This window comes from Pseudomonas sp. P5_109 (assembly GCF_034009455.1).
Classification (GTDB): domain Bacteria; phylum Pseudomonadota; class Gammaproteobacteria; order Pseudomonadales; family Pseudomonadaceae; genus Aquipseudomonas.
In genome coordinates, this window is sequence record NZ_CP125380.1 from 6,624,423 (window position 1) to 6,649,874 (window position 25,452).

Annotated in this window: 27 protein-coding genes and 1 pseudogene; 9 read left to right on the forward strand and 19 right to left on the reverse strand. The window is 56.7% G+C overall.

What is annotated here, in order from left to right:
• Positions 1–156: 156 nt before the first annotated feature.
• Together QMK54_RS29555 and QMK54_RS29560 are read right to left on the reverse strand one after the other, a co-directional pair.
• On the reverse strand, positions 157–1,020 hold the full coding sequence (locus QMK54_RS29555) for a LysR family transcriptional regulator (protein WP_320401744.1): 864 nt from the start codon (positions 1,018–1,020) through the stop codon (positions 157–159).
• Positions 1,021–1,036: 16 nt separating this feature from the next.
• Positions 1,037–3,304 (reverse strand): heavy metal translocating P-type ATPase, encoded by a 2,268-nt coding sequence (locus QMK54_RS29560; RefSeq protein ID WP_320401745.1) that lies wholly within the window; start codon positions 3,302–3,304, stop codon positions 1,037–1,039.
• A gap of 93 nt (positions 3,305–3,397) precedes the next feature.
• Here QMK54_RS29560 and cadR point away from each other — a divergent pair, with 93 nt between their 5' ends.
• A complete protein-coding gene (gene cadR / locus QMK54_RS29565; protein WP_110660215.1) occupies positions 3,398–3,847 on the forward strand; it encodes a Cd(II)/Pb(II)-responsive transcriptional regulator in 450 nt (149 codons plus the stop codon).
• A 122-nt stretch (positions 3,848–3,969) separates the two neighbouring features.
• Here the strand turns inward: cadR and QMK54_RS29570 are convergent.
• Positions 3,970–4,365: pseudogene (locus QMK54_RS29570) on the reverse strand (thymidylate synthase); the annotation flags it as partial.
• Positions 4,366–4,979: 614 nt separating this feature from the next.
• On the opposite strand from QMK54_RS29570, the gene QMK54_RS29575 reads away from it, so the two are divergent.
• The 3 genes from QMK54_RS29575 (at position 4,980) to QMK54_RS29585 (ending at position 7,391) form a co-directional block, all read left to right on the forward strand.
• Entirely contained in the window at positions 4,980–6,236 is a 1,257-nt protein-coding gene (locus tag QMK54_RS29575; protein WP_320401746.1) for a nucleoside triphosphate pyrophosphohydrolase family protein, read from the forward strand.
• 97 nt (positions 6,237–6,333) lie between these two features.
• Positions 6,334–6,783: a hypothetical protein gene (locus tag QMK54_RS29580; protein WP_320401747.1), complete on the forward strand. Its 450-nt coding sequence runs from the start codon at positions 6,334–6,336 to the stop codon at positions 6,781–6,783.
• Positions 6,780–7,391, forward strand: coding sequence for a hypothetical protein (locus QMK54_RS29585; RefSeq protein ID WP_320401748.1), 612 nt, complete (start codon positions 6,780–6,782; stop codon positions 7,389–7,391). Before QMK54_RS29580 ends, QMK54_RS29585 begins: the two co-directional genes overlap by 4 nt.
• Positions 7,392–7,627: 236 nt before the next feature.
• Here the strand turns inward: QMK54_RS29585 and QMK54_RS31330 are convergent, their stop codons facing one another.
• Positions 7,628–7,954 carry a helix-turn-helix domain-containing protein gene (locus tag QMK54_RS31330; protein WP_413787353.1) on the reverse strand — a complete coding sequence of 109 codons (327 nt, stop codon included), beginning with the start codon at positions 7,952–7,954 and terminating at the stop codon, positions 7,628–7,630.
• Positions 7,955–8,021: 67 nt separating this feature from the next.
• Between QMK54_RS31330 and QMK54_RS29590 the strand changes: the two genes are divergently transcribed.
• Genes QMK54_RS29590 through QMK54_RS29600 form a run of 3 tightly spaced genes read left to right on the forward strand, consistent with a single transcriptional unit; the run spans position 8,022 to position 10,215 of the window.
• Positions 8,022–8,312, forward strand: a complete 291-nt coding sequence (locus QMK54_RS29590; protein WP_320401749.1) for a DUF4031 domain-containing protein — start codon at positions 8,022–8,024, stop codon at positions 8,310–8,312.
• A 20-nt stretch (positions 8,313–8,332) separates the two neighbouring features.
• Positions 8,333–9,547 carry a nucleoside triphosphate pyrophosphohydrolase family protein gene (locus QMK54_RS29595; protein WP_320401750.1) on the forward strand — a complete coding sequence of 405 codons (1,215 nt, stop codon included), beginning with the start codon at positions 8,333–8,335 and terminating at the stop codon, positions 9,545–9,547.
• The gene (locus tag QMK54_RS29600; protein ID WP_320401751.1) at positions 9,544–10,215 is read left to right on the forward strand and encodes a uracil-DNA glycosylase; all 672 of its coding nucleotides are present in this window, start codon (positions 9,544–9,546) and stop codon (positions 10,213–10,215) included. Before QMK54_RS29595 ends, QMK54_RS29600 begins: the two co-directional genes overlap by 4 nt.
• Here QMK54_RS29600 and QMK54_RS29605 read toward each other — a convergent pair.
• The 13 genes from QMK54_RS29605 to QMK54_RS29665 form a co-directional block, all read right to left on the reverse strand.
• A complete protein-coding gene (locus tag QMK54_RS29605; protein WP_320401752.1) occupies positions 10,212–11,009 on the reverse strand; it encodes a hypothetical protein in 798 nt (265 codons plus the stop codon). The two genes, QMK54_RS29600 and QMK54_RS29605, sit on opposite strands and share 4 nt — an antisense overlap.
• Complete coding sequence (locus tag QMK54_RS29610) at positions 10,987–11,553, reverse strand: C1 family peptidase (RefSeq protein ID WP_320401753.1); 567 nt, start codon at positions 11,551–11,553, stop codon at positions 10,987–10,989. Before QMK54_RS29610 ends, QMK54_RS29605 begins: the two co-directional genes overlap by 23 nt.
• Before the next feature lie 80 nt (positions 11,554–11,633).
• Positions 11,634–12,653, reverse strand: a complete 1,020-nt coding sequence (locus tag QMK54_RS29615) for an ImmA/IrrE family metallo-endopeptidase (protein WP_320401754.1) — start codon at positions 12,651–12,653, stop codon at positions 11,634–11,636.
• A gap of 3 nt (positions 12,654–12,656) precedes the next feature.
• Entirely contained in the window at positions 12,657–13,013 is a 357-nt protein-coding gene (locus QMK54_RS29620; protein WP_320401755.1) for a helix-turn-helix transcriptional regulator, read from the reverse strand.
• A complete protein-coding gene (locus QMK54_RS29625; protein ID WP_320401756.1) occupies positions 13,010–13,282 on the reverse strand; it encodes a hypothetical protein in 273 nt (90 codons plus the stop codon). The genes QMK54_RS29620 and QMK54_RS29625 overlap by 4 nt, the downstream gene beginning before the upstream one ends.
• Before the next feature lie 515 nt (positions 13,283–13,797).
• Positions 13,798–14,034, reverse strand: coding sequence for a hypothetical protein (locus QMK54_RS29630; RefSeq protein WP_320401757.1), 237 nt, complete (start codon positions 14,032–14,034; stop codon positions 13,798–13,800).
• A gap of 614 nt (positions 14,035–14,648) precedes the next feature.
• On the reverse strand, positions 14,649–15,704 hold the full coding sequence (locus QMK54_RS29635; protein ID WP_320401758.1) for a thiamine-phosphate kinase: 1,056 nt from the start codon (positions 15,702–15,704) through the stop codon (positions 14,649–14,651).
• Positions 15,686–16,951: a phosphotransferase gene (locus tag QMK54_RS29640; protein WP_320401759.1), complete on the reverse strand. Its 1,266-nt coding sequence runs from the start codon at positions 16,949–16,951 to the stop codon at positions 15,686–15,688. Before QMK54_RS29640 ends, QMK54_RS29635 begins: the two co-directional genes overlap by 19 nt.
• Complete coding sequence (locus QMK54_RS29645) at positions 16,948–17,583, reverse strand: HIT family protein (protein ID WP_320401760.1); 636 nt, start codon at positions 17,581–17,583, stop codon at positions 16,948–16,950. Before QMK54_RS29645 ends, QMK54_RS29640 begins: the two co-directional genes overlap by 4 nt.
• A 43-nt stretch (positions 17,584–17,626) precedes the next feature.
• Complete coding sequence (locus QMK54_RS29650; protein ID WP_320401761.1) at positions 17,627–18,460, reverse strand: thymidylate synthase; 834 nt, start codon at positions 18,458–18,460, stop codon at positions 17,627–17,629.
• Positions 18,457–19,125, reverse strand: coding sequence for a thymidylate synthase (gene thyA / locus QMK54_RS29655; RefSeq protein WP_320401762.1), 669 nt, complete (start codon positions 19,123–19,125; stop codon positions 18,457–18,459). The genes QMK54_RS29650 and thyA overlap by 4 nt, the downstream gene beginning before the upstream one ends.
• Before the next feature lie 49 nt (positions 19,126–19,174).
• Positions 19,175–19,987, reverse strand: coding sequence for a prolipoprotein diacylglyceryl transferase (gene lgt / locus QMK54_RS29660; RefSeq protein WP_110660213.1), 813 nt, complete (start codon positions 19,985–19,987; stop codon positions 19,175–19,177).
• Between the two features lie 97 nt (positions 19,988–20,084).
• The gene (locus QMK54_RS29665; protein ID WP_110660212.1) at positions 20,085–20,867 is read right to left on the reverse strand and encodes a sulfite exporter TauE/SafE family protein; all 783 of its coding nucleotides are present in this window, start codon (positions 20,865–20,867) and stop codon (positions 20,085–20,087) included.
• A 134-nt stretch (positions 20,868–21,001) separates the two neighbouring features.
• On the opposite strand from QMK54_RS29665, the gene QMK54_RS29670 reads away from it, so the two are divergent.
• Positions 21,002–21,748 carry an NRDE family protein gene (locus QMK54_RS29670; RefSeq protein WP_320401763.1) on the forward strand — a complete coding sequence of 249 codons (747 nt, stop codon included), beginning with the start codon at positions 21,002–21,004 and terminating at the stop codon, positions 21,746–21,748.
• A gap of 104 nt (positions 21,749–21,852) precedes the next feature.
• Here QMK54_RS29670 and ptsP read toward each other — a convergent pair whose 3' ends face one another.
• Entirely contained in the window at positions 21,853–24,132 is a 2,280-nt protein-coding gene (ptsP, locus tag QMK54_RS29675) for a phosphoenolpyruvate--protein phosphotransferase (protein WP_110661640.1), read from the reverse strand.
• Positions 24,133–24,154: 22 nt separating this feature from the next.
• Positions 24,155–24,634: an RNA pyrophosphohydrolase gene (locus QMK54_RS29680; RefSeq protein ID WP_003229203.1), complete on the reverse strand. Its 480-nt coding sequence runs from the start codon at positions 24,632–24,634 to the stop codon at positions 24,155–24,157.
• 143 nt (positions 24,635–24,777) lie between these two features.
• Here QMK54_RS29680 and QMK54_RS29685 point away from each other — a divergent pair, with 143 nt between their 5' ends.
• Positions 24,778–25,434, forward strand: coding sequence for an HAD family hydrolase (locus tag QMK54_RS29685; RefSeq protein WP_223589484.1), 657 nt, complete (start codon positions 24,778–24,780; stop codon positions 25,432–25,434).
• Positions 25,435–25,452 lie beyond the last annotated feature (18 nt).

The window sequence follows — 25,452 nt, forward strand, 5'->3', positions numbered from 1 at the left end:
ACTGCCGATAGTGGTATTCGGGATTTTTGGTTAAGCCTTCAAGCCCTGTGTTGTTTGATCTGGCGCCTTCGCGAGCAAGCCCGCTCCCACAATTGATCACGGTCCCCTGTGGGAGCGGGCTTGCTCGCGAAGAGGCCAGGACAGGCACCACAAATCTCAAGCCGGGGCCATTTCCTGCGCCAACCCCAGAAACGCCGCCGGCAGTCGCGCGCCTTTGCGCTCCTTGAGGCAGTACAGGTACTCGGGAATCTGCGGCGCATTCTCGATGGTCAGTACCCGCAGCTGCGGATCATGAGGCACTTCCTGACGGGCAATGATGCTGATGCCGATGTTGCGCAGCACGGCTTCGCGGATCGATTCACGACTGCCGATCTCCAGCAGCGGTCCGAAACCCACTCCGGCGCCGGCCAGCAACTCTTCGGTCAAGCGCCGAGTGGTCGAGCCCGGTTCGCGCATCAGCAGGGTATGTCCGGCCAAGGCGTCGAGCGGCACGTGATCGTGCACCGCCAGCGGATGATTGCGATGCACCGCCAGCACCAGCGGATCGCTGCCGAGTACCCGGCGAATCAGCCGCGCGTCGTCGAGCAGTTGCGACGATGCGGCGACATCGACCCGGTAATCCTCCAGCGCTTCGAGCACCTGCTGGGAGTTGCCGATTTCCACCGAAACCTCAACCTGCGGCAGTCGCTCGCGGAAAGTCTTCACCAGGTCGAGGATGTAATACGGCGCCGTGGCGGCAATGCGCAATGTGCCCTGGACCTGGCCGCAGTTACGCAGGAAAAACTCGATGTCGGCTTCCTGTTGCATCAGCGCCTTGACCATGGGCAACAGCCGCGCGCCCTCCTCGCTGACACTGAGACGCCTGCCGCCACGGTAGAACAGCTCAACCGAATACTGACTTTCGAGGTTGCGAATCTGCGTCGTCACCGTCGGTTGGCTCAGGCCGAGCTTTTTTGCAGCCTGGGTAATACTGCCCAGGCGGGCCACCATGTAAAACGCCTTCAGCTCGGCACTCAGCACAACCGTCCCTCATCCTTTATTTGCGCAGCAGGCGCAAACCGTTGAACACCACCAGCAGACTCACGCCCATGTCGGCGAACACTGCCATCCACATGGTAGCGACCCCGGCGAAGGTTACCCCAAGAAAGATCGCCTTGATGATCAATGCCAGGGCAATGTTCTGCTTGAGGATGCTCGATGTCTGCCGCGACAGGCGAATAAATGCCGGGATCTTGCGCAGATCGTCGTCCATCAAGGCGACATCAGCGGTCTCGATGGCAGTATCGGTGCCGGCGGCGGCCATGGCGAAACCGATCTCGGAACGCGCCAGGGCCGGGGCGTCGTTGATGCCGTCACCGACCATGCCGACCCGGCGCCCTTGGGCATAAAGGGCCTCGATAGCCTGCAATTTGTCACCCGGCAACAGGTCGCCCCTGGCCTCGTCGATGCCGACCTGCTCAGCAATGGCTTGCGCGGTGTGGACGTTATCGCCGGTGAGCATCAAGGTTTTGATGCCAAGCTCATGCAGTTGCCGGATGGCTTCACGGCTGGACTCTTTTACCGTATCGGCGACGGCGAACAGCGCCAACGGGCCGGACGAATCAAGCAGCAGCACCACCGACTTGCCCTGTTTTTCCAGGGCGAACAGTTTCTCTTCCAGCGCTGGCGAGCACAGCCCCAGATCCTCCACCAGACGATGGTTACCCAGATGATAGAGCTGGCCGTTGATCTCGCCGCGCACACCACGCCCACCCAGCGCTTCAAAGTTATCCACAACCAGTGGCTCGATTTGCTTATCCACAGCCGCTTTGGCGATGGCCAGGGAAACCGGGTGATCCGAGCGCCCGGCCAGCGCGGCGGCAATGGCCGGTGCCAACTCGTCGGCGGTCGGGTCCAGCGACAGGTAATCGGTCTGCACCGGTTTGCCATGGGTGATGGTGCCGGTCTTGTCCAGGGCCAGGGCGTCAAGCTTGTAACCGCCCTCCAGATAGACGCCACCCTTGACCAGAATGCCTTTGCGCGCTGCTGCCGCGAGGCCGCTGACGATGGTCACCGGCGTGGAAATCACCAGTGCACATGGGCAGGCCACCACCAGCAGCACCAGCGCCCGGTAGATCCAGTCGAACCACAACGCGCCCATGAACAACGGTGGAATCACCGCCACGGCCAGGGCCAGGACGAACACCGCCGGGGTGTAGATTTTCGAGAAGCTGTCGACAAAACGCTGGGTCGGCGCCCGCGCTCCCTGGGCCTGCTCGACGGCGTGGATGATGCGCGCCAGGGTCGAGTTATCCCCCGCCGCAGTCACCGCGTACTCCAGTGAGCCGGCCTGATTGATGGTGCCGGCGAAGACTTTGTCGCCAACGGTTTTCTCCACCGGCAGGCTTTCACCGGTGATGGGCGCCTGATCGATGGTCGAGCGACCGGACAGCACTTCACCGTCCAGGCCGATGCGCTCACCGGGACGGATCCGTACCCGCGCGCCGAGCCCAATGGTTTTGACATCCTGCTCAAGCCAGCTCCCGTCAGCCTGCAACACCGTTGCCGTGTCCGGGGTCATCTGCATCAGGCCGCCGATGGCATTGCGCGCGCGGTCCAGGGACCGGGCTTCGATCAACTCGGCCACGGTGAACAAGAACATCACCATGGCCGCTTCCGGCCACTGGCCGATCAGCACCGCGCCGGTCACGGCAATGCTCATCAGCGCATTGATGTTCAGGTTGCGGTTTTTAAGGGCGATCCAGCCTTTTTTGTAAGTGCCGAGACCACCGCTGAGAATCGAGACCAGCGCAATGACCGCCACCACCCAGTTCGGCGCGGAACCGGTGAAGTGGATAACTTCTGCCAGCAATGCACCAATGCCGGACACCGCCAGGGGCCACCATGGCTTTTTCCGGGGCTCCGGCTTCGACGCCGGCGTTTTCGCGCCCTGATCCAGCGGCTCGGCATGCATGCCCAAGGATTGTATGGCCTCGACGATCGGCTCGATACCGGGCAAATCGTGGGTCACGCCGAGTACCCGATTAATCAGATTGAACTCAAGCTGCTGCACACCGGTCATCTTGCTTAGCTTATTCTGGATCAGCGTCTGCTCGGTCGGGCAGTCCATCGCTTCAATGCGAAAGTTGCTCAGTCTGGCCCCGTTCGTCGGCGCTTCGCTCAGCATTACTATCGCTGGCGCCGTCGCACTGGATGAACAGCAGGAATCGCCGTGACCGCCGTGGCCATGCTTTTGCACGGGTTTGAGCTTGTGGCTGTGCTCGTGTTCAGCCCCGGGTTTGTGGGAATGCAGGGAATCGCTCATTGGTTGCGTCCATAAGAGTGCCTGTTGCCAAGTAAAGACCCTGTAGCCACTATAGGGTCAAGCACCCATTTTGGAGATTTGGAGATTGTCGTCATGAAGATTGGAGAGTTGGCGAAGCTCACGGACTGTGCCGTGGAAACGATCCGCTACTACGAGCGCGAGAACCTTCTGCCGGAACCAGCCCGCAGTGACGGCAATTACCGCGTCTACACCCAGGCCCACGCCGAGCGCCTGACCTTCATCCGCAACTGTCGCACCCTGGACATGACGCTCGAGGAAATCCGCAGCCTGCTGGCGTTTCGCGACAGTCCGCAGGACCAGTGCGAAAGCGTCAACGCACTGATCGACGAGCACATCCACCATGTAAAGGCGCGGATCGACGGCTTGCTGGCCTTGCAGGCACAACTGCTCGACCTGCGCCAACGCTGTGGCGAAGGGCCGGGAGTCGATCAATGCGGGATTTTGCAGCGGTTGGAAGTGAGTGGCGGGGTTGTGGCGCCGGAGGTGGAGCATTCACATGTGGGCCGTAGTCACGGCCACTAACACCGCAAAACCCAATGTGGGAGCGGGCTTGCTCGCGAAGGGGCCGTGTCAGTTGATATAGATTTCACTGACAGACCGCTTTCGCGAGCAAGCCCGCTCCCACATGGGTTCGATGGTGCGCGTTAGACCGCCATCGGCGCGGTCATCGGTGCGTGGTGCTCGTAGCCTTCTAGGGAGAAATCGCCCGGCTCCACCAGCTCCAGCCATTCCGGCTGATACACGCCAGTCTTGGCAAACTCCGGCACACGCTCGGAAATCACCAGTTTCGGCATCGGGAACGGCTCGCGCTTGAGCTGTTCGTTGAGCATGTCCAGGTGGTTTTCGTAGACGTGGGCATCACCGATGAAATAGGTGAACCAGCGCGGCGTGTAGCCGGTCAGGCGTCCGATCAGGCTCAGCAGCGCCGCGCCTTCGGTGAGGTTGAACGGCGTGCCCAGGCCCAGGTCGTTGGAGCGGATGTAGAGGGTCAGAGAGATCTCCTTGGTCTCGACATTCGGGTGGAACTGGTACAGCAGGTGGCTCTTTCGGAATCGAGCTTTCGTATGCAGATCTAGACCTAGTAATAGCAGCTCTTCCAATTGATAGTTCCGGCCATCGTCTTTATGGAGCAGCTGTATCGATCGCAAGCGGTACTGACTACCAGCTCACGAGAAGAAGCTAGCTGGCGATTGAACTGCAGCTGGACACCGCCAGGCGGATTGCTCGGGAATGCAGCATCACTTCAAGACGCTCCGCTAGAGGAATGGAAGCCCCACCCGCTGTTTTTTCCTGACCGTGATGCAGGAGAAAGGCGTCGAACTCACCCGTTGGCTCAGATTCAATGGACAGCCGCAAAAATCGAGCGCGCAACTATGGCGGAACTTGCTGGGAAGCAACTCCCCCTTAACCGCCCGCACCTCAGCGCTCGGAGGCGCGTCCCCTCCGATATCAGTGGGTGGCCGCAAATGCCACCCGCTCTCGACGCAGGGCGATGAACAATGTCTTCATCTCTGCCCGCGTCAGCACCACGACTCTCCGTCTGAATCCCAAGATCAGGGCTTGAACAGCTCACATCGGATCCATCATGATGATGGCAAATCGACTTCACACCGTTGACGGTCGAACCTGAGATATCAGATCAGTTGGAGCCTGCATGGACGCGCACACTTCACCCCCATCGAACGACCGTTTCGACCCATCCAAAACACCCGAACATTTCGTCATCCTGCCACCCGAGATTCATGACGGTCGGATGAGTATCAGCACGTACCAGCAAATCGCGAAAACGACCGACAAGCTGCCTGATGAAGGGCTGGAGCTGACGGTTCTTGGTCTATTCGGCGAGGTCGGCAGCCTCTTGAGTGCTTTCAAGAAACGCCAGCGCGATCGGGCGGCTTTCAAACGCTACAACGCAACCATCCTGGAGGAACTTGGAGACACTCTCTGGTATTTTTCAACACTCGCCACGCGCGCCAAAATTGATCTCTCTACCATCGCTCAACTGGCTTTTCGTAAGCTGGCTGATTGGAGCAGCGTGAAGCCGGCGGACCCCACCCTCGGGTTCGCAGACGTGCAGAGCCGCCACGGTCAGCCCGTCCCGGAAGAGTCATTCAGTGCTCAGGTGCTTGCTCTAGCCGGCTGTGTGGGTGACCTTCTCAACGACTTCAAGACCGGAATCTTCGATCACAACCGCGATAAGCTCTCCGCCCATATGGTGGAGATATTTCGGGCGCTGGTCGCCGCTGCGGACTCAGCAGATGTGGACATGGGCGCCGCTGCGCTTGAAAACCTCAAGAAGACCTTCAGCCGATGGCCTGCGGAGACGACCTACCCGCCGCGATTCGATGCCGGCATGCCTAAAAATGAACGACTCCCTCCGCGGCTGGAGTTCTACATTGCTGAAGAGACGGCAGGTGAGAAGCAGTACGTAATTCAGAAGTGCAACAAGATCATCATTGGCGATCGTCTGACTGACAACAAGATGGCGCGTGATGACTATCGCTTCCACGATGTCTTCCACCTGGCGTTCGCAGTCCATCTGGGGTGGTCCCCCGTACTCCGGGCGCTCCTTCATCTGAAACGTAAATGCGACCCTGAGCTTGACGAAAACCAGGACGGCGCCCGGGCCATTCTCATCGAAGAAGGTGTGGCCACGTTCATCTTTGGTCGCGGGCTTGAGTGCGAACTGTTCGAGAAAGTCGATCACGTCGACTATGACCTGCTGAAGTCCATTCAGGATTTCGTCAGAGGCTACGAAGTTGCCTGGTGCGCATTGTGGCAATGGGAAAAGGCGATCATGGACGGATTCAGCATATTCCGGCAGCTCGTTGATAAACGAAAAGGTTATGTGATGGCGGACTTCGAGAATCACACGATCAGCTTTCGCGAAGGCAATGACGACGATGAATAGCCATCGTCTGTGAAATGCACTTTAGAGCGCTGAGCAAGGTGCTCTCTTCCCTTGAGTCCATCCAATAACCCACACATGCAATTGAGGAGTTCCACACATGAGTAGCGATAAAGCGTGCATCGTCTTCACGACAGGGCTCGAATCAAAAGCCCAGGCCGTCTCTCAACAATTGAATGAGCAAGGCTTCGATGTCTGCATGGCCGAGGCCGAGCAGGAGGAAGTCGAAGCCGCACAGGCAGCACAGCCCGTCTCCAAGGAGATCCAAAGCTGCATCGACAATGCTGTCATCAGCATTTTTCTGATTCCGGAAGAAGGGTACGGAGGCCTGCAACGGGCTGCGGAACATGCCGCGGCGAGTGGCAAAACCATGGTGGCCATTGCCGAAAATGTCGAATCACTGCCTCAGGTATTCGACGACCATGCCACTTCTGTACTCACGTTCGACAGCCCACGCCTGAGCGACGTCATCCAGGGCGAACATGTCTGGGAGCGCGCGGACGGCAGCCCGAGCACAGAACGTGAAATTGATCGGGTCAAGTGCCAATGAGTGATGTGCCAAAAGTGTTTTCGTACAAGCTCGTAAGGGATTATGGCTTTGCGCCGAATCCGTTTCACGGCATCTGCACGCTGGGCACCTGCAAACCACAGATCAGGAGATCAGCCCAGGTAGGGGATATTATCGTCGGCTGTGGCAGCGTCGCTCTGAACCTGGAGGGAAGGGTCATCTTCGCGATGCGAGTTTCCCACAAGCTTTCCTTCCAGGAATATTGGGATCACGAGACCTTCCGGATCAAACGGCCAAACCTGCGTGCGAGCAAAAGCCTGGCCTATGGTGACAACATGTACCATCGGGATGGCGAGAACTGGATTCAGGAAGACTCGCATCACAGCTTCGTGGGAGGACAGTTGAACCAGGCGAACCTTGTCCGAGATACCTATTCGGACAACGTTTTGATCGGAGAAGAGTTTGTTTATTGGGGGGCGAGCGCAGTGGAAATTCCTGAACATCTACGGCAATTTGCAGGAGACGATCTCTACCCTCATTCACGAAACTACCGAAACACGTTCTCTGAAGACTTTAGGGCTGAAGTGGATGCCTGGTTCAAGGCTATCCCTGATCGAGGCCTTCGAGGCCGGCCAGCTTCCTGGCGTTAGCCCGGCAGCAGCCAGGCAGCGTTCCAAAGGAATCATTCCAGCGTGCGTTCTAGCGGTATCTGGGAGAGACGCTGGTCACTCCCATCAGGAAGGCACTAAAAGCATCCTTTGGGTCAGCACAGACTGCGCATGATGGCGTAGAGGCTGATACTTCCTCTCGAGGTCCGTCGACTCCTCAAAGTACTTCGTGCCGACGATATCGGCGTGCGCCTTTCAGCAATGCTCAAGCCAGAGACCTAGGTTAAATGCCCAGCCTCAAGCGCCATTTCAACCCCTTCCAGGAAGTGGCGAATAACCCCTTCGCTTTGCGGCCATGAGCGAATCAACTCCTGGACCCTCTTAGTCACGCTTTCGGATCGAGCGGGCTTGGTAGCGGGAGCATACGAAATGTGCAAAAAATCACAAACTTTTAGCAAATTTTTGCTCGGCAGCTTACAGCCACCACGCTCCATCTTGGAGATCTGAGTGTAGTGAACTCCAGTGCTCTGATGCAGGTATTTCAGGGTAAATCCCTTTTGCCTGCGTACGGTTTTTATACTTTTGCCAAGGTCGGATGCGTTCATTTCGATTGAATTTTTTTGCTAACTATGTGCAAAATATTTGCACATTTTCGTTTCCAAGGCGAGCACCATGGCTGTCTATGTTGATGCAGAAGAAATCAAGTGGCGCGGCCGTGAATGGAGCCATCTGGTTGCCGACTCGCTGGATGAGCTGCACGCCTTCGCTGACAGACTCGGGCTGAGACGCAGCTGGTTCCAGTCCAAGACGCTCTATCCGCATTACGATGTAACCAAGTCCGTCAGGACGCGTGCACTGGCGATGGGTGCGCATGGCGTTGACAGGGAAAAAATTGTCATTTACGCAAGGCAGATGCGATCCGAGATGATTCAGGCTCATCGAGATGCTCTCTGCGGCATCTAACTAATGGAAAGGGCCCTTCCATGCCAGCACCGATACAGCAGCTACCTTCGCTATCGATCCCCCAATACCGACTGAAGGCCGGTGGGACCAATCGCTTTCAGACCGACGAGGGGGGCTATCTGAAGCTGAAATTTGGCTACTTCGGCGAAGTCGGCGGTCTGCTCTCCGCAGTCAAAAAGGTCGGCCGCGACCGCCTGGCAGCATCAATCAGCGAGCTGGCAGCCGAGGAGCTGGGTGACGCGCTGTGGTATCTGATCAACATTGCTGCAGCCGTGGATGTCGGCCCGGATGAAATAGGTGCCAGCTGCATCGCCTATCTGCGCTCCCAGTATGGGGAGAGCGAGCTGCCCCCCATCCTGCCGGTGACCTTTCGGCACATCGACAGCCTCATGGAGATGCGCAGAAGCCCCGATAATGTCGACCGCTCCTCCCAACTCGCTAGACTGGCGAACCGTGCCGGTGTTCTGGCCGAAGTTTCGTTTACATCCATGCGAGCAATGTCCCCCCCGTCGCGCAGCCAGAACCTGGGGATTCATCTTGCAGAGCTGGCCATCGCCTGTGCTAGTTTCGAGCTAAGATTCGAGGATGTGGCACGGAGCAATATCGACAAGATCCTCAGCCGGTGGCCAGACAACGAAGCCGTTTATCCCCAACCGTTTGATCTCAAGTGCCCTGATCATGAACAATTCCCCGCCGAATTGGCCATGGAATTCAATGAGCGGGGCACTCCAGAGAACGGCTACGTTGTGCAGAGCCTGAGGGGTGTTTTCATCGGCGATCGGCTCACGGACAACAGCAACGAGCCGGACGATTACCGCTTCCACGACGTTTTCCATCTGGCGTACGCTGCCTTCTTGGGCTGGTCTCCGGTACTGCGCGCACTGCTCAAACGCAAACGTAAGTCCGATTCGAAGAAGGACGAGAACGAAGACGGTGCCCGCGCGATGATCATCGAGGAAGGCATCGCGACCTGGATCTTCAATCATGCCAAGAGCCGCAAATTTTTTATCGACGCCGAGCCAGGCGCGCTGGATTACAGCGTGCTAAAACAAATCAAAAGCATGGTTGAAGGCTACGAGGTCGAGGCGTGCAAGCTGTGGCAATGGGAAAAAGCGATCCTCACCGGGTTTCAGGTCTTTCGCGAATTGCAGAAGCACCGGGGCGGCACTGTACATATCAACGTGCACGAGCACACCATGCACTTTGAACCTTTAGAAAAGAAAGAGCAGCCATGAACCCTACCGCCTTTGTGAATGCCCTGTCTGAGCTGAAGCTGGACAACGTGTTCAATCCCTACGCTGACAAGTGCCCCGTCCATGACCGCAGCGATGCCGTCGCCGCACGCCGGCGAAATCTGCGTGGCTACCTCAAGGCCGCGACCGATATCGGTGTCGACACTATCTGGATGGGACGAGATTTGGGGTATCGCGGCGGGCGGCGGACCGGGCTTGCGTTGACCGACGAATACCACCTGCCGGAAATGATGCAGCGCTACCCTGGCTCCAACTTCAAGCAGGCAACGGTCGGCCCGGCAGTGGTCGAGCGCACGGCATCCGAAATCTGGTCGGTGCTTAGGGCGCTCGCGCTCCCGCCGCTACTGTGGAACGTGTTCCCGTTTCACCCACACGAGCCAGGCAATCCGTTTACCAATCGCAAGTTCACCGCGCGCGAGCTGCAGAAGGTTGACTTGCTCAACGAGACATTGATCAAGTGGCTGGGCGTGCGCCGCGTCGTCGCCATTGGCGGGGATGCCTACAGCTACGCGAGCCGGTTCGATGTCGAAGTTGTTGCCATCCGACATCCAAGCTACGGCGGCATCAAGGACTTCCGCAACGGAATGAGTGCCCTGTACAACATCCCAGTTGAGACATTCAATTCCAAACGCCAGGGCTCGCTGTTCTAACCAGGAAACGCCGCGAGCATTTGCTTGGCTTCTGCCGCGCCGCCCAACGATTCCACATCCAGGAACGCATGGGTGGCAATGCAGGTCAGAACGCCCCGCTCGAATTTGGACTCCTCGCTGACAAACTTATGCAGATTGCTCAGCCCGATTAGATTTCCCAGCGCCCTCTGGCCGTACCAATGAGAACGGTAGACCGCCGTCAGGTCCAGCTTGTCGCCGGTCACCTTGAAACTGAGATGGCTTAAGCACGGCATATTCATCGGCTTATTCCCATCAGTCGCAGGGTCGTACAACGGCAATTCGAAGCCGAATCCGTCGTCTTCAATGTCGTATTCGACATCCACCACACCCAGCTCGTATACCGCCTGATAGCAGCGGCCAGTTTTGGAGGCCTGAAGTTTTCGGACGATCACCTCCAATGGATTGAAGATCGTCTTGCCGTCCCGGCTGACCCTGCGCATCATCCTGTGGGCATAGGTTCCCCACGTCCCACCCTTCATCCCGCGAGCCATCGCGTTCTGGTAAGACTCATAGAATGCAGGACGCCCATCCCTGCGATACATCTCGTTCGGGAAGATGGTGCCCGCTACCGTCTGCACACTAAGCTTCGGCCAGCGCCGCCGGATCGCAGCATCGACCGCACCAATGACATCTCTGTCCTGCGCTTCCAGAGCGCCGGGCGAAGCGATCTCCAACACCAGGTTTCTGGCAACGTAATCTGGGCACGTCGCCAGATGGCGGGCCGCAGCCAGCCAGGCGGACACTACTCGGTCATGCTGAATCAGGACTGCCATGTTCCACTCCAAATGTGCACGTCGCATGCACAGCGATATATTCAGCCGGGATCCAGGCGTGCCCCTGCTGGCCCCACTCTTCCCCCCAGCTGTTGCGGATTAAAAACCAAGCCTCGCCGAGAGCGTCAACACCCAGTCCCACAGCCACCACCGCGTGCTGCATTGCCCCGGGAACGACCGAATGACTAAACGGGACGATTCCATCGACAGGCGCATAGAACTCGTAGGTAAGCCGCAATGCCAAGCCAACAGGCACGCCCATGCGCATACTATCGATCAGTTCATCGACGGCGGCATTGAAGAAGCGGATGGGGTGACCAAACAACTCCAGCGCGTCAGGCAGGGCCTCAAGGGGAACAGCGGGCTCATCTGCCTGATAAGGAAAATCGGCTTCCCGGGCATGTCCAGCCTGCGAAGCTTCCGCCGCCGCAACGGCCTGAACCCCGTCTCCGGGTTGCCAACCAGCAATCCTCTGGATCGTCGCGCGGTAGAAATACTCGGGACCAAGATCATCATCAGAAAATTGACGATTCAAGTCGGTCACGGCGAAGGCCACGCACGTCGGACGATTCCCCTGGTTTCTCGCTTTGACCGGGGAGTTGTCGACCAGACACTCGACTGTTATCACGAGCCGGCGACCTCTTGAATCAGCGCGCGCTTCGATTCGCGAGAAAGCCCTTCAACGATCGGCTCGAAATGAGTCTTGGAATGAAAAGAGGCATCGCCGGCCTGCTTGCCCATCCATGGTCGAACTTCGGAAAGCGTTACTGGGTGGGGTTGTTCAACATCCATCCGCTTCGACGAGAGCACATAGTCCAGCATGGGTTCAGCACCGAACACAACGGCCTGCGAATCCATAGGGCGCGCGGTTGTCAATGGAAGCAGTGTAAAGCCTTGTTCGGTCAGTTGCTCCACCGAGTCCGCCCGCCACAGGTAGCCAGCGGATGCGTGGCTCTTGAGGCGCACTACCAGGTGATCTTCCGGACGAGGCTCCAGAACCGAGGATTGATCGTTTTCGTCGAACAGCCACACGTCCTTCGTGGCATCCGGCAGTTGCCCCTGAAACAGTGACTGCTTGATCGAGGCAGGCTGTACTTTCAACAGTTCCTGAACCGCGTCGTATGAAAGGATCTTGTGCCGGACCAGAGACCAGGCCGCTGCGGAATAGCTCACGCCCAGTCGAAGAGACATTTGGTAGAGCACGTGAGGATTGCTCAGCGACGCCTTGTTCCAGCCCTTGCGCTTGCAGATGATGGACAGCAGAGGCCGCGGCACCAACAGGTGGTAGCCGAAGGTTTCAGCCTCCTGTTCCATCACCGCGGCCTGGCCACCATAGTCGATGGTTTCATCCAGCGCGCTCTGATGGCCCATGAAGTAATGCCCTAATTCATGAGCGCAGGTCATGTGGATCAGGCCGGCTGGGCGAGCCGAGTTCACCAGAATCCCGGGGCAATCCTCACGCATAAAAGCGCCGAGAAGCTTTTCCATAGGCCGCAACAACACCGAAATGCCTTCGTCTGCTGCAATGCGAAAGGGATCAATGCGTGTGTAGCCGTCTTGCTCGATGCGTTCCATGGCGCGAGAGGAAGTGAAGACCTCGGCAGCCACCCTGGCTGTCGCCATCGCGATGTCGCGTGCGGCCATGATTTACTCCCCGCGGTTACGCACAGATTGCTTCAGAAATTCAGCAAAGCGTGCGACTTCTTCCAGATCTTTGTCGGATAAGCCCTTCACCGCCCTTGCCAGGAATGCCAGTTGCTCCGGCCCGCTGGGAGCAGGCTCAATGCCCGTCAAAAGGTATTCCAATGTTCGGCGATATAGCTTCGCCAGCTTCCCGAGCTCGGTCGCCTCAACCTTTCTGGCACCCAGCTCGATGTTAGTGATCGATGGACGAGACAGCCCCATGGCCGTTGCGACTTCTTCTTGCGAGAGCCCTACATACTCGCGAGCCTGCCGCAGGCGATCACCCATATCATTGCGGTCCGAAGACATGACATCGCTCATTTCGGCACCTCCTTGAGATGCCGGAGCACCTTGTCGGTAACGTCCGTGACGAACTGCTCCTTCGAGTTATAACCGCCATGGCGGATGATCAGCTCAACGGGCAGCTTGCGCTGGACCAGCTTGTCAATACCGACAAACGCGTCGATAGCAGAGATGGAGTCCAGAGGAGCCCCCAGTTGATCTGTCGACAGGGGATCGTCGATGATGTCCTGCGCTCGCTTGTCCCAAAAAGCATTCAGCAAGGTCTCGATTTGCGTCTTGATATCCATTGCGCACTGCTCGTAAGAAAATCAAACCATAGCCGTATGAAATCAATACGTCAAAGCGGAACGCCGCTAGGAGATGCGGTATCGTCCGGGTGCCGATAGTAACATTCGATCCCATGCAAAGATCAATTCGCCACTATCGCCTGCTACATCCATACGACCCCCAAAAAAAAAAGCCCGCAATCGCGGGCTTTCGGTGTAACGGTGCAATCAGAAGTATTTGCGACTATCGACGAGCTTCTGATGAGCATCGACGGCATCGTGAGCTCTGTCACGGGCCTCTCGACGGCGCTCACCCATCTCTTCGAAACGGCGGTCTTGGGCTGGGCTGCCATCGTCTCGATCCACCGCCTCTCTTTCCCATTAGTCCATGGCGCTTTGAGCGGACTTAAGTTCCACCTTTAGTTCTTTCAGCTTGAGTTCCTGCTTCTCAAGCTCGTCGGGGTATTGCACGGTATCGGTTATAGACATAGCAGATCCTTCTTCAGGTTTTACTAGGCTGATACCTGGGTTCCGGCCTATGGAAATGAGGCGATCAGCTTTTGCTGCGCATCCACAGCGTTGCGTGCGGACCATACTCGATCGCGCGCCTCTCGGCCGTCTTCTTCGTGCATGTTGTCCTGCCGTGTGCTTCCGTCTCTCCGGTTCATATCGCGGTCTTGCCATTGAGCGAGCGCTTGTTGGGCTGCCTCCAGTTCTTGCACGAGCTGCGCTAACTTCGCCAGTGCAGCTACTTTTTCAGGTGAGTCGGCCATGACTGCTCCTTGATTGTCGTGAAGCATTTCAACTCAGGCCTGCGGAAATACGAGCCTGGTCCCCAGGGTGCCTGGCAACGCTATATATACCTGCGGCAGCACGGTGTAAAGGTCAGCATTTACCGGCCCTAAGGCCCATTTTCCTCTGCGATCGGGTAAAAAAACCGCCTTCGAATGGGCAGCATTCTCTTTACAAGCCAAAGTTTACGAGGCCTTCGCCTGTGGTATCACAGGATGCAGTCAGTGATTTCATCATGTGGATGGCTGACACCAACATCAGCCAGCAAGAAATGTTCTGCCACGTTTGGATTTGCGCTTGGCACTTGGGCGAATCGATTTTGATCCCAAATCACAGGTGAGTAATTGCACGGACCTGCCCACCCATTTGCATCCGACCTGACCAGCCATTTGCATGACTTTAGGCTTATTCGTGAGCATGGCTAACCTTTCAACCTCTTGCGCGGTATCGAAAAGGAAAGCCTACTTCGATGGAACACTTATAGTCATATTTCTGACGAGCACGACGTAGCTATAATAAAAAATTTTGAGGTAGCCAAAGGACCTGTAATACCGGATCAATTACCAGAAACGATCATGACTCACTCACGCTTTCGCTACGCAAAAATTGGCTTCCTCATAAAAACATCGATCAAATCGTCGACGCTCTCAATTGAGTTGTACCCTTGCTGGAAATTTTGATTTAAACGTTCAGGTAGTAGTTTTCGACCATCATCGACGTTTATCTTCCCGCTTCCCGAAAAGGCATGACCAAGATACGTCACAGTATATTCGCGAAGCTGCTCCTCGAAAATCACCTCATGGCGTTTCGGGACGAGACACGCCAGCTGCCAGTCTCCAAAACTAAAACAAGCATTTTCAATTAGCATATTCTGAGACTTCAGGATATTCACAAACTCGCTAGGCAAATCCCACTTAATGTCGCGCTCTAAAATGACATCTAGGTTATTAGTTGATCCTAATTGATAAATCGCATTCGCTGCGCCATCGGAGCAGTCCATGCAAGCCACTTCGAAGGGAAGGCTGCTAAGCCGTTGTCCAGCTTCCACCTGCGGAACAGGAAAACAAAGTGATCGATCCAACTGACGCTGAAGAGATTCCGGTACAGACTTCCAAGCGAAGTGATTGGCTACTACCGATGTCCAGAAGCCTCCAGTTTTCCCAATCAAATAGACAGAAAACTCAGTGCCACTAATTGAGCGTGTGATACTTCGTGAAACAGGGCTCCCGATGATCGTACCTGTTGCAGAGAAGCGGCTAGAGCTTTTTACATTCCCACCAAGTAACCTGGCGTTTGCATTCGTCAGGGACTCCATCAGTCCACGCTGGAATCCTTGTACGAAGGATACTGGAGTTGTATCAGGCATCTCCAACGAAACGAGCATACCCAGTGGTTTACCCCCAGAAGAGGCAATATCTGACAGGTTTATAGCTGCGGTGTAGCATCCCCAAACTTCTGGCGCAGCCTTACCAAACCAGTTTGCTACTGGAGTAGGGCAAGGGTCCATTGACCAAAGAAGGCTGCTACTCCCAATATACAAATGTGCACAGTCGTCTCCAGGTAACGCCGAAGAGGAGACATCAGGCAGAATAAAGTCCTTTAAAAGCCTTAGCTCGCCAACGTCTCCGACGGTCAGTTCGGGCTGTTCCATATCCGATCACCTATCTTGTTAAGCGCTATAAGTGTCCAGATCATATCCATCTCGGGCATTGCACTCAGCCCTAGAACCACTAAAAATAGACTCGCAAAATAATGCTGTTCAATGGAATACTTATCTGTGCCAGCCAAACTAATATACCGCTGCAAAGCGGTCCTGGCTTGCTGACGGATTTGCGCAACGCACACGTAAACACGTCGCACAGCTTGGACCTGATCCTCCCGCAAATACTGCTCAATATTTTCCGATTGCTTATACTCTTCAAACTCAGGCAACCACATGCCCCTTCTGCACATGAAGCGTTCAAAGCTTTCAAAGTACTCGACCGAAAGATGCTGATTCTCGGCTCTATCTGGCCTGATGTCTCTTAACAGTTCTCTGAGCAATTGGTATTTGATCGTAGCTTCCATTAAGACGAAATCTTTCGCAGGGTGACCATCATGCACCCAACCGAAGTCAATCAGTTCAGTTTGATTAGCATTTTTACTATTTACCATCAAATTCCGAGCATGCAGATCGCCATGCACCAAATAAGGAAGTACCTGATGATCGAAATCCGCCACCATTCTGTCGTAGTGGCTTTTTACCCCTTGAGCTAAAAGGCTTAGCCCTTGACAGTCGTCACCAGAACGAACAATCGCATCTAGGCGAAGAAGTGGTTGATTTTTTCGGTCAACGTACCATTCATAATCACTGACGAAATTTTTTCTCTCACCTTGATCATTTGGTTGATTGCCAACATTGCTTAGGATCGAGCTAAGAGCGCTCGCACATTGCTCATCGGAATTCTTAAGGTCTAGGAAGAAGACTCTAAACTCACAATGGTGGGCAACTCGTGCTAGTTCGCAGATAATTATTCCTACGTCATTAACTTCATCAACCTCATATTCAACCTCAGAACACATTTGTGCTCTTTTTGCACGCAGCGAGCTGACGTACTCCTTTTTAGTTGATTTAACATCTTGAAACTTTGCTACAAACCGATTGGGCTGTTGCTGGCCTTGATGATAGATATCTAAATAGAAAACTTCGCTACCACTATTACCTGCGCGAGGAACAGGATACAGCTCAAAACTTTCGATCTCGAAAGCGCCTTTGTTCTTTGATTGATGCTTTTCAGCATACGCGTTTGCCAATGCGCGACGTATAGTCAAAGCCTGACTGTGCTTAGCTGCATTTCTATCAAAGCGATATTCGAATTTTATCGGACACACATAATCGATAGTTTCTTCGGCCATCATGCTAGCTTCCTGCTCAATAGATCAATCATTCCCTTTTCCTGACCTGCCTCTCTCCAATCCCAAACTGGACAACCTAACTCTGAGGCAACTTTTCGACGGATAGTTTGACTCGGAAGAGCGACATTTAGGCTTTCAGTGGTAAATCCCGACTGCTCAGATCCGATTAGAGCATAGGGTTTGGCACCATCGATGGCAAAATAAGCATCCATTAAACTCTTGAAGCTTTGGGGATCGGAGCCTGATACAGAACCAATTTTCACACCACCGGCCTGTGGAACCAAATGCAAATGGGCATGGTATATTCCACACCCGCCATGATCAGCAGTGATCGCTCCGTGCTCAAAATAAAGCGTGTCTTTCGATTTAAACCCTAGAAATTCGTTGGCATTTTCTAGAGCAGACTTCAACTGAATAGCCAGATCCGATAATGCGTTGAAGGCCTCTGCGAAATTCGAATAGTGAGCTTTCGTAACGACCAAGGAATGACCAGGAGTTAACTGGCCAATGCATGGAAACACAACGAGATCGTCTGTTTCAGCGATCACCCGACTGCTGAACTCAGGATATAACCGAGCAAAGTTAGTATCCTTACGCCCGATTAGCTCTCGGCAAAAAACGCAATCTTCCTTCATAACTCTCCCTGAGACTTGCCATAATACATTAAGAATAAAGCTCTCAAACAGCGACAGGAGCCTTGATACTAGGATCAGACTCATAGCCCACTATTTCAAAGTCTTCAAACTTGTAATCATAAATGCTACTCGGCTTTCTATTAATTATTAATTGCGGTAACTTTTTCGGTGTTCGCATCAGTTGAGTATCGATTTGATCTCTATGATTCGCATAGGCATGGGCATCTCCCAGCGTCACAATGATCTCATGAGGAATCAAATCACATTGCTGAGCTAACATGTGAGTCAGTAGTGCCAGAGCGGCCGTATTATATGGGAGACCGAGGAAGACGTCTGAGCTGCGGATATAGAGCTGCATGGAAAGCTTCCCCTCAGCAACAAATGCTTGGTAAAGCAGATGACATACCGCCAGCGCCTGCTTTCCATTTTTTACGTTTTCTTGAGGTGACAATTTCTCGTCAGGAAGATATTCAGTGTTCCAACCATGAAAGAGGATGCGTCGGCTGTTCGGGTTGTTCTTCAAGCAGTCAACCATGTAGTCAATCTGGTTGATCTTACCGCCATCTTTCGTGGGCCAAGCAGTCCACTGCGCACCATAGACTGGTCCGAGGTCACCCTCTTCGGTAGCCCACTCATCCCAGATCGTCACACCATTTTCATTGAGCCATTTCGTATTGGTGTTCCCGCTCAGCATCCAAATCAATTCATTGGCAATGCTTTTGAAATGAAGTTTTTTGGTGGTCAGTAGTGGAAATCCATCAGCAAGATTGTGTCGAAACTGCCTACCAAATACGGCAGTAGTGCCAGTCCCAGTACGGTCCCCTTTCTCAGAGCCATTTTCGATGACGTCTCTTAGAAGCTCAAGATATTGCTTCATGCTAGGAATACCCCTTGCTCGGTCGCAGACACCAATACGGAATCTTGCTGACGTTTTTTGACAGTGATTGTAGTGCTGTCCGCAAAATGGCACGGCGGCAGGGCCATTTCATCGAGCTGGGCGCAGTTCCAGCCGTGGAACAGGATGCGCCGGCTGCCCGGGTCCTTGATGATGGTGTCGACGCACTGGCGGACCTGGTCGATGGCCTTGTACAGCACCACGTAGGCCTGACCATCCTCCTCGCCTTCGGCAATCTGGCGATAGCCTTGCTTCAAGGTCTGCTCGATGGCGGCCGGGTTGCTCAGCGGGATCTGCTTGTACGCCGGCCATTTGCGCCATTGCACGCCGTAGATTTCGCCGAGGTCGTCTTCGCCCTGGCGGAACGGGTTGGCCAGCCACTGGGCGTTTTCGTTGGCGTTCTGGTCCCAGACTTTGCAGCCCAATGCCCGGAATTCGGCAGCATTGTTCACGCCACGCAAGAATCCGCACATTTCGCCGATAGCCGATTTGAACGCCATCTTGCGCGTGGTGATTGCCGGGAAACCTTCCTGCAGGTCATAACGCAGCATCGCACCGGGAAAACTGATGGTGTTCACGCCGGTACGGTTGGCCTGTTTGGTGCCGTTCTTGATGACGTGGGCGACCAGTTCGAGATATTGCTTCATGAATTACCTGTGTCCTTGAACCCGCAGCCATCGCTGCGGGGTTCGAATTTTATACAGCTGCCGCTGGAGCCGCCGGAGCGCGGTGATACGCCAGCCAGATCAGGAACAGACCGCCGAGGATCATCGGCACGCACAGCACCTGGCCCATGGTCAGCCAGTTCCAGGCCAGATAGCCCAGTTGCGCGTCCGGTACGCGGACGAATTCCACGATGAAACGGAAGATGCCGTAGAACAGCGCGAACATCCCCGAGACCGCCATGGTCGGCCGCGGCTTGCGCGAGAACAGCCAGAGGATCAGGAACAGCGCCACGCCTTCGAGGGCGAACTGGTAGAGCTGCGACGGGTGACGCGGCAACTGCGCCGGGTCGCTGAACGGCGGGAAGATCATCGCCCACGGTACGTCGGTCGGCTTGCCCCACAGCTCGGCGTTGATGAAGTTGCCGATACGCCCGGCACCCAGGCCAATCGGCACCATCGGCGCAACGAAGTCCATCAGCTGGAAGAACGACTTGTTGTTCTTTTTACCGAACCACAACGCCGCCAGCATCACGCCGATGAAACCACCGTGGAACGACATGCCGCCCTTCCACACTTCGAAAATCAGCGTCGGGTTGGCCAGATAAGCACTCAGATCGTAGAACAGCACATAACCCAGTCGCCCGCCGACGATCACCCCCATCGACATCCAGAACACCATGTCGGAGAGTTTCTCCTTGGTCCAGGTCGGGTCGAAACGGTTCAACCGGCGGGACGCCAGCAGCCAGGCGCCGCCGATGCCGATCAGGTACATCAGGCCGTACCAGTGGATTTTCAGCGGACCGATGGCCAGGGCCACCGGGTCGATCTGCGGGTAAGGCAGCATTGCGACTCCTCGTTAGAGTTCAAATCTTAAAAATTCCCGGGCGACGCTGCCACCTCAGGATTAAGCCAGGATTGCGCTGCCCGTCAGAGCAGATGCTTCAGACTAGAAAGTTCAGACCGACGCAGAACAGCAAAGCGGCAAACAGCCGTTTCAGCAACTTCGGCGACAACCTGTGGGCCAATCGCGCACCCAAACGGGCGAAAACCATGCTGGTCAGGGCAATGCCCAGCAACGCCGGCAAATAAATGAAGCCGAGACTATGGGCCGGGAGCAACGGATCGTGCCAGCCCAGAATCATGAAACTTAATGCACTGGCCAGGGCAATCGGCAGACCGCAGGCCGATGAAGTGGCCACCGCTTGCTGCATCGGCACGCTGCGCCAGGTCAGGAATGGCACGGTCAACGAACCGCCGCCAATGCCGAAAATCGCCGAAGCCCAGCCAATCACGCTGCCGGCCACGGTCAGACCGAGTTTGCCCGGCACGGTTCGGCTGGCCTTGGGCTTGACCTCCAGCGCCAGCTGCGCGGCGATCACCAGGGCGAACACACCAATGAGCTTCTGCAGGTTGGGGCCGGAAATCGCTTCTGCCGTCAGCGCGCCGAACCCGGCACCGATCAGAATGCCGACGGTCATCCACATGAAGATCGGCCAACGCACGGCGCCACGGCGGTGATGCTCACGTACCGCGTTGACCGAGGTAAAGATGATCGTCGCCAGGGACGTTCCCACTGCCAGGTGCGTGAGAATCGACGGATCGAACCCTTGGGCCTTGAAGCTGAACACCAGCACCGGGACGATGATGATCCCGCCACCCACGCCAAACAGCCCGGCGAGCACACCTGCAAAGGCGCCGAGCGCCAGATAGAGCAGAAATTCCATGGTTATCCCGCCCGCATCCCCAAAACCGGAGCGGCATGGTAACGGATGCATGGCCTCAAGCTCCACTGTGCAAGGCGATGGATCGATGAGCGATGTCTGCGTAGAGTGGGCAAAAAACACACAAGGACAGCCTTATGTGCCTGATTGTTTTTGCCTGGCGCCCGGGTCATGCCCTGCCGCTGGTCGTGGCGGCCAATCGCGATGAGTTCTACGCCCGCCCCAGCCTGCCTCTGGCACCATGGCCCGAAGCGCCCCACGTCCATGCGGGGCGCGACCTCGAGGCGGGGGGCACCTGGCTCGGTGTCGGTGCCAACGGACGTTTTGCGGCGCTGACCAACATCCGCGATCCCCATCGCCCGCCAGGGCGCAAGTCTCGAGGGGAGCTGGTCGCGCGGTTTCTCACCGGGGAAATTCCAATAGACGACTATTTAGCCGACGTTGTCGCCCGATCGATGGAATATGGCGGCTTTAATCTGCTGGTCGGCAATGCCAATGAGCTCTGGCACTTCAATCAACGGGAATCGGAAGCGGTGATGCTGGCCCCGGGGGTCTACGGATTATCCAACGCCGGGCTGGACACGCCGTGGCCGAAATTGCTCAAGGCCAAGGCTGCATTGAACGAGGTGCTGGATGATCCGCGGCCTCAGGCGCTGTTGGCGTTATTGAGCGATGCGCAGACCGCGCCGTTTGCCGAGTTGCCGGATACCGGAGTGGGGCTGGCCACCGAGACGTTGTTGTCGAGTGTGTTCATTGCCAGCCAGAGTTATGGAACGCGGGCGAGCACGGCGTTGATTGTGCAGGCGGATGGGGCGCGGCATATGGTCGAAAGGAGCTTCGGGCCGTTTGGTGGGCATCTTGGGGAAGTGGAGATCAGGCTTTAGTTTTGCGTTGTCTATGCGAGCCATTTCGCGAGCAAGCCCGCTCCCACGGGAGAATGCATTCCAAATGTGGGAGCGGGCTTGCTCGCGAAGAGGCCGGTACAGACTCAGAGCGTCTTGACCGAAGCCGGATTGATCATCCGAGCCAGCCCGAGGTTCTTCAGCGCCAATTGCAGCGAGCTGTGAATAACCTGCGGATTGTCGATGGTCATCAGCTCGGCCAGCAACTCCTTGGCCTTGCTCAGGTTGATCTGGCGCAGCATCCACTTCACTTTCGGCAGGTTGGTGGCGTTCATCGACAGGCTGTCAAAACCCATCGCCATCAACAGCACCGCCGCCGCCGGGTCACCGGCCATTTCGCCGCAGATGCTCACCGGCTTGCCTTCGGCATGGGCATCGCGCACCACATTCTGCAGGGCTTGCAGCACCGCTGGGTGCAGGTAGTCGTAAAGATCGGCCACCCGTGGGTTGTTGCGATCCACGGCCAACAGGTACTGGGTCAGGTCGTTGGAGCCGACCGACAGGAAATCGACCTGCCGCGCCAGCTCCTTGGTTTGATACACCGCCGCCGGAATCTCGATCATCACGCCAACCGGCGGCATCGGTACGTCGCAGCCCTCGTCACGCACTTCGCCCCAGGCACGGTGGATCAGGTGCAGGGCTTCCTCCAGCTCGTGGGTGCCGGAAATCATCGGCAGCAGGATGCGCAGGTTGTTCAGGCCTTCGCTGGCCTTGAGCATGGCGCGGGTCTGCACCAGGAAAATTTCCGGGTGATCAAGGGTGACGCGAATGCCGCGCCAGCCGAGGAACGGGTTGTCTTCCTTGATCGGGAAGTACGACAGCGATTTGTCGCCCCCGATGTCCAGGGTTCGCATGGTCACCGGTTGCGGGTGGAATGCGGACAGTTGCTCGCGGTAGATCGCCAGCTGTTCCTTTTCACTCGGGAAACGCTGGTTGATCATGAACGGCACTTCAGTGCGGTACAGGCCAACGCCTTCGGCACCGCGCTTCTGCGCCCGCGCCACATCCGCCAGCAGGCCGGTGTTGACCCAAAGCGGCATGCGGTGGCCATCGACCGTCACGCACGGCAGATCGCGCAGCGCATCCAGCCCGAGGGCCAGTTGTTTCTCTTCCTCGACCACCTCGGCGAACTGCTTGCGCAGCACGTCGCTCGGGTTGGTGTAGACCTCGCCGTGGTAGCCGTCGACGATCATCTGGATGCCGTCGACCTTGGAGTACGGCAGGTCGACCAGGCCCATCACCGTCGGGATGCCCATGGCGCGGGCAAGGATGGCGACGTGGGAGTTGCCGGAGCCGAGTACCGATACCAGGCCGGCCAGCTTGCCTTCCGGCACCTCGCCGAGCATCGCCGGCGTCAGTTCTTCGCTGACCAGAATGGTGTTGTCGGGGTAGACCAGGGTTTGCTGACGCTCTTCCTGCAAGTAAGCCAGCAGGCGTCGACCGAGGTCCTTGACGTCCGAGGCACGCTCGCGCAGGTAGGCGTCGTCCATCAATTCGAAACGGTTGACGTGATCGGTGACCACCTGGCGCAACGCGCCCTGGGCCCACTGGCCGGTCTTGATCACGGTGGTGACTTCGCTGCCCAGCGCGGCATCGTCGAGCATCATCAGGTAGACGTCGAACAGGGCCCGTTCTTCCGGGCGCAACTGCGTGGCGAGCTTGGCAGACAACGCGCGCATGTCGGCGCGTACGCCTTCGATGGCGGTCTTGAACAGCTTGAGCTCGGCGTCGATGTCAGCAATGGCCTTGTCCGGCACCACGTCCAGATCGGCCGGGGGCAGCATGACCACCGCCGTACCGACTGCCGCACCCGGCGAACCCGGCACGCCGACGAACTTGGCTTCCTGGATGCCTTTGCCCTGGCGACCGAGGCCACGGATCGAACCGGTGGCTTCGGCGTGGGCGATAACACCGGCGAGCTGCGCGCTCATGGTCACGAGGAAGGCTTCTTCACCTTCATCGAACTGGCGACGTTCTTTTTGCTGGATGACCAACACGCCGACAACGCGGCGGTGGTGAATGATCGGCGCCCCGAGGAACGAGGCGAAGCGTTCTTCACCGGTCTCGGCGAAGTAGCGGTAGCGCGGGTGGTCCGCAGCGTTTTCGAGGTTCAGGGGTTCTTCGCGCGTACCGACCAGGCCAACCAGACCTTCGTTGGGTGCCATGCTGACCTTGCCGATCGAGCGCTTGTTCAAGCCCTCGGTGGCCATCAGCACGAAACGGTTGGTCTCCGGATCAAGCAGGTAGACCGAGCAGACCTGGCTGCCCATGGCCTCTTTGACGCGCAACACAATAATCCCCAACGCCGCCTTGAGATCCTTGGCGGAGTTAACTTCCTGGACGATCTTGCGCAGCGTATTGAGCATGGCTCGGGGTCGAACTCCGTCGTCAGTCGCGCGCTAAAAGGCGCGGGGCAAGCTCTTTGAGAGCGCGTCGATACACCTCGCGCTTGAATGTCACCACCTGGCCCAACGGATACCAATAGCTGACCCAGCGCCAGCCATCGAATTCCGGTTTACCGGTCAAATCCATCCGCACCCGCTGCTCGTTGGAGATCAGGCGCAGGAGAAACCATTTCTGTTTCTGGCCGATGCACAGCGGTTGGCTGTGGGTACGTACCAGACGTTGCGGCAAACGATAGCGCAACCAGCCCCGGGTGCAGGCGAGAATTTCAACATCTTCGCGCTCCAGGCCCACTTCCTCGTTCAGCTCGCGGTACAAGGCGTCTTCCGGCGTCTCTTCGGGGTTGATTCCCCCCTGCGGAAACTGCCAGGCATCTTGATTGATTCGGCGAGCCCATAGCACCTGGCCGGCGTCATTCGTCAGAATGATCCCGACATTGGGGCGAAAACCATCGGGGTCGATCACGGCTACAACCTCGCAAACGCATGTCGTCGCATTGTTCCACAAAGGTTGTGAAGGCGGCAACGAAGCTTCCTACCTTATGTGCACTCTTGTGAAAAGACCGTATTCTTGTCGCCTTTTTACTGACTTTTCAGCGGGTAACTGCAATGCGCCTGGCTTTATTCGATTTGGACAACACCCTTCTGGGCGGTGACAGCGATCACGCCTGGGGCGATTACCTGTGCGAGCGCGGCTTCCTCGACGCCGTCGCCTACAAGGCTCGCAACGATGCGTTCTACCAGGATTACCTGGCCGGCAAGCTGGATAACGCTGCTTACCTGAACTTCTGCCTGGAAGTCCTCGGCCGCACCGAAATGGCCACGCTGGATCAGTGGCACAGCGATTACATGCGCGACTGCATCGAACCGATCATGCTGCCCAAGGCCATCGAGTTGCTGGCCAAGCACCGCGCCGCCGGCGACAAACTGGTGATCATCACTGCCACCAACCGATTCGTCACCGGGCCGATTGCCGAGCGCCTGGGCGTCGAAACCCTGATCGCCACCGAATGCGAAATGCTCGACGGCCGCTACACCGGGCGCAGCACCGATGTGCCGTGCTTTCGCGAAGGCAAGGTGACGCGCCTGAATCGCTGGTTGGAGGAAACCGGGTTTACGCTGGAAGACAGCTACTTCTATAGCGACTCGATGAATGATTTGCCGCTGCTGGAGCAGGTGACCAACCCGGTGGCGGTTGATCCGGACCCGAACCTGCGGGCCGAGGCCGAGAAGCGGGGTTGGCCGGTAATCAGTCTGCGCGACTGATTACACAACTGTAGGAGC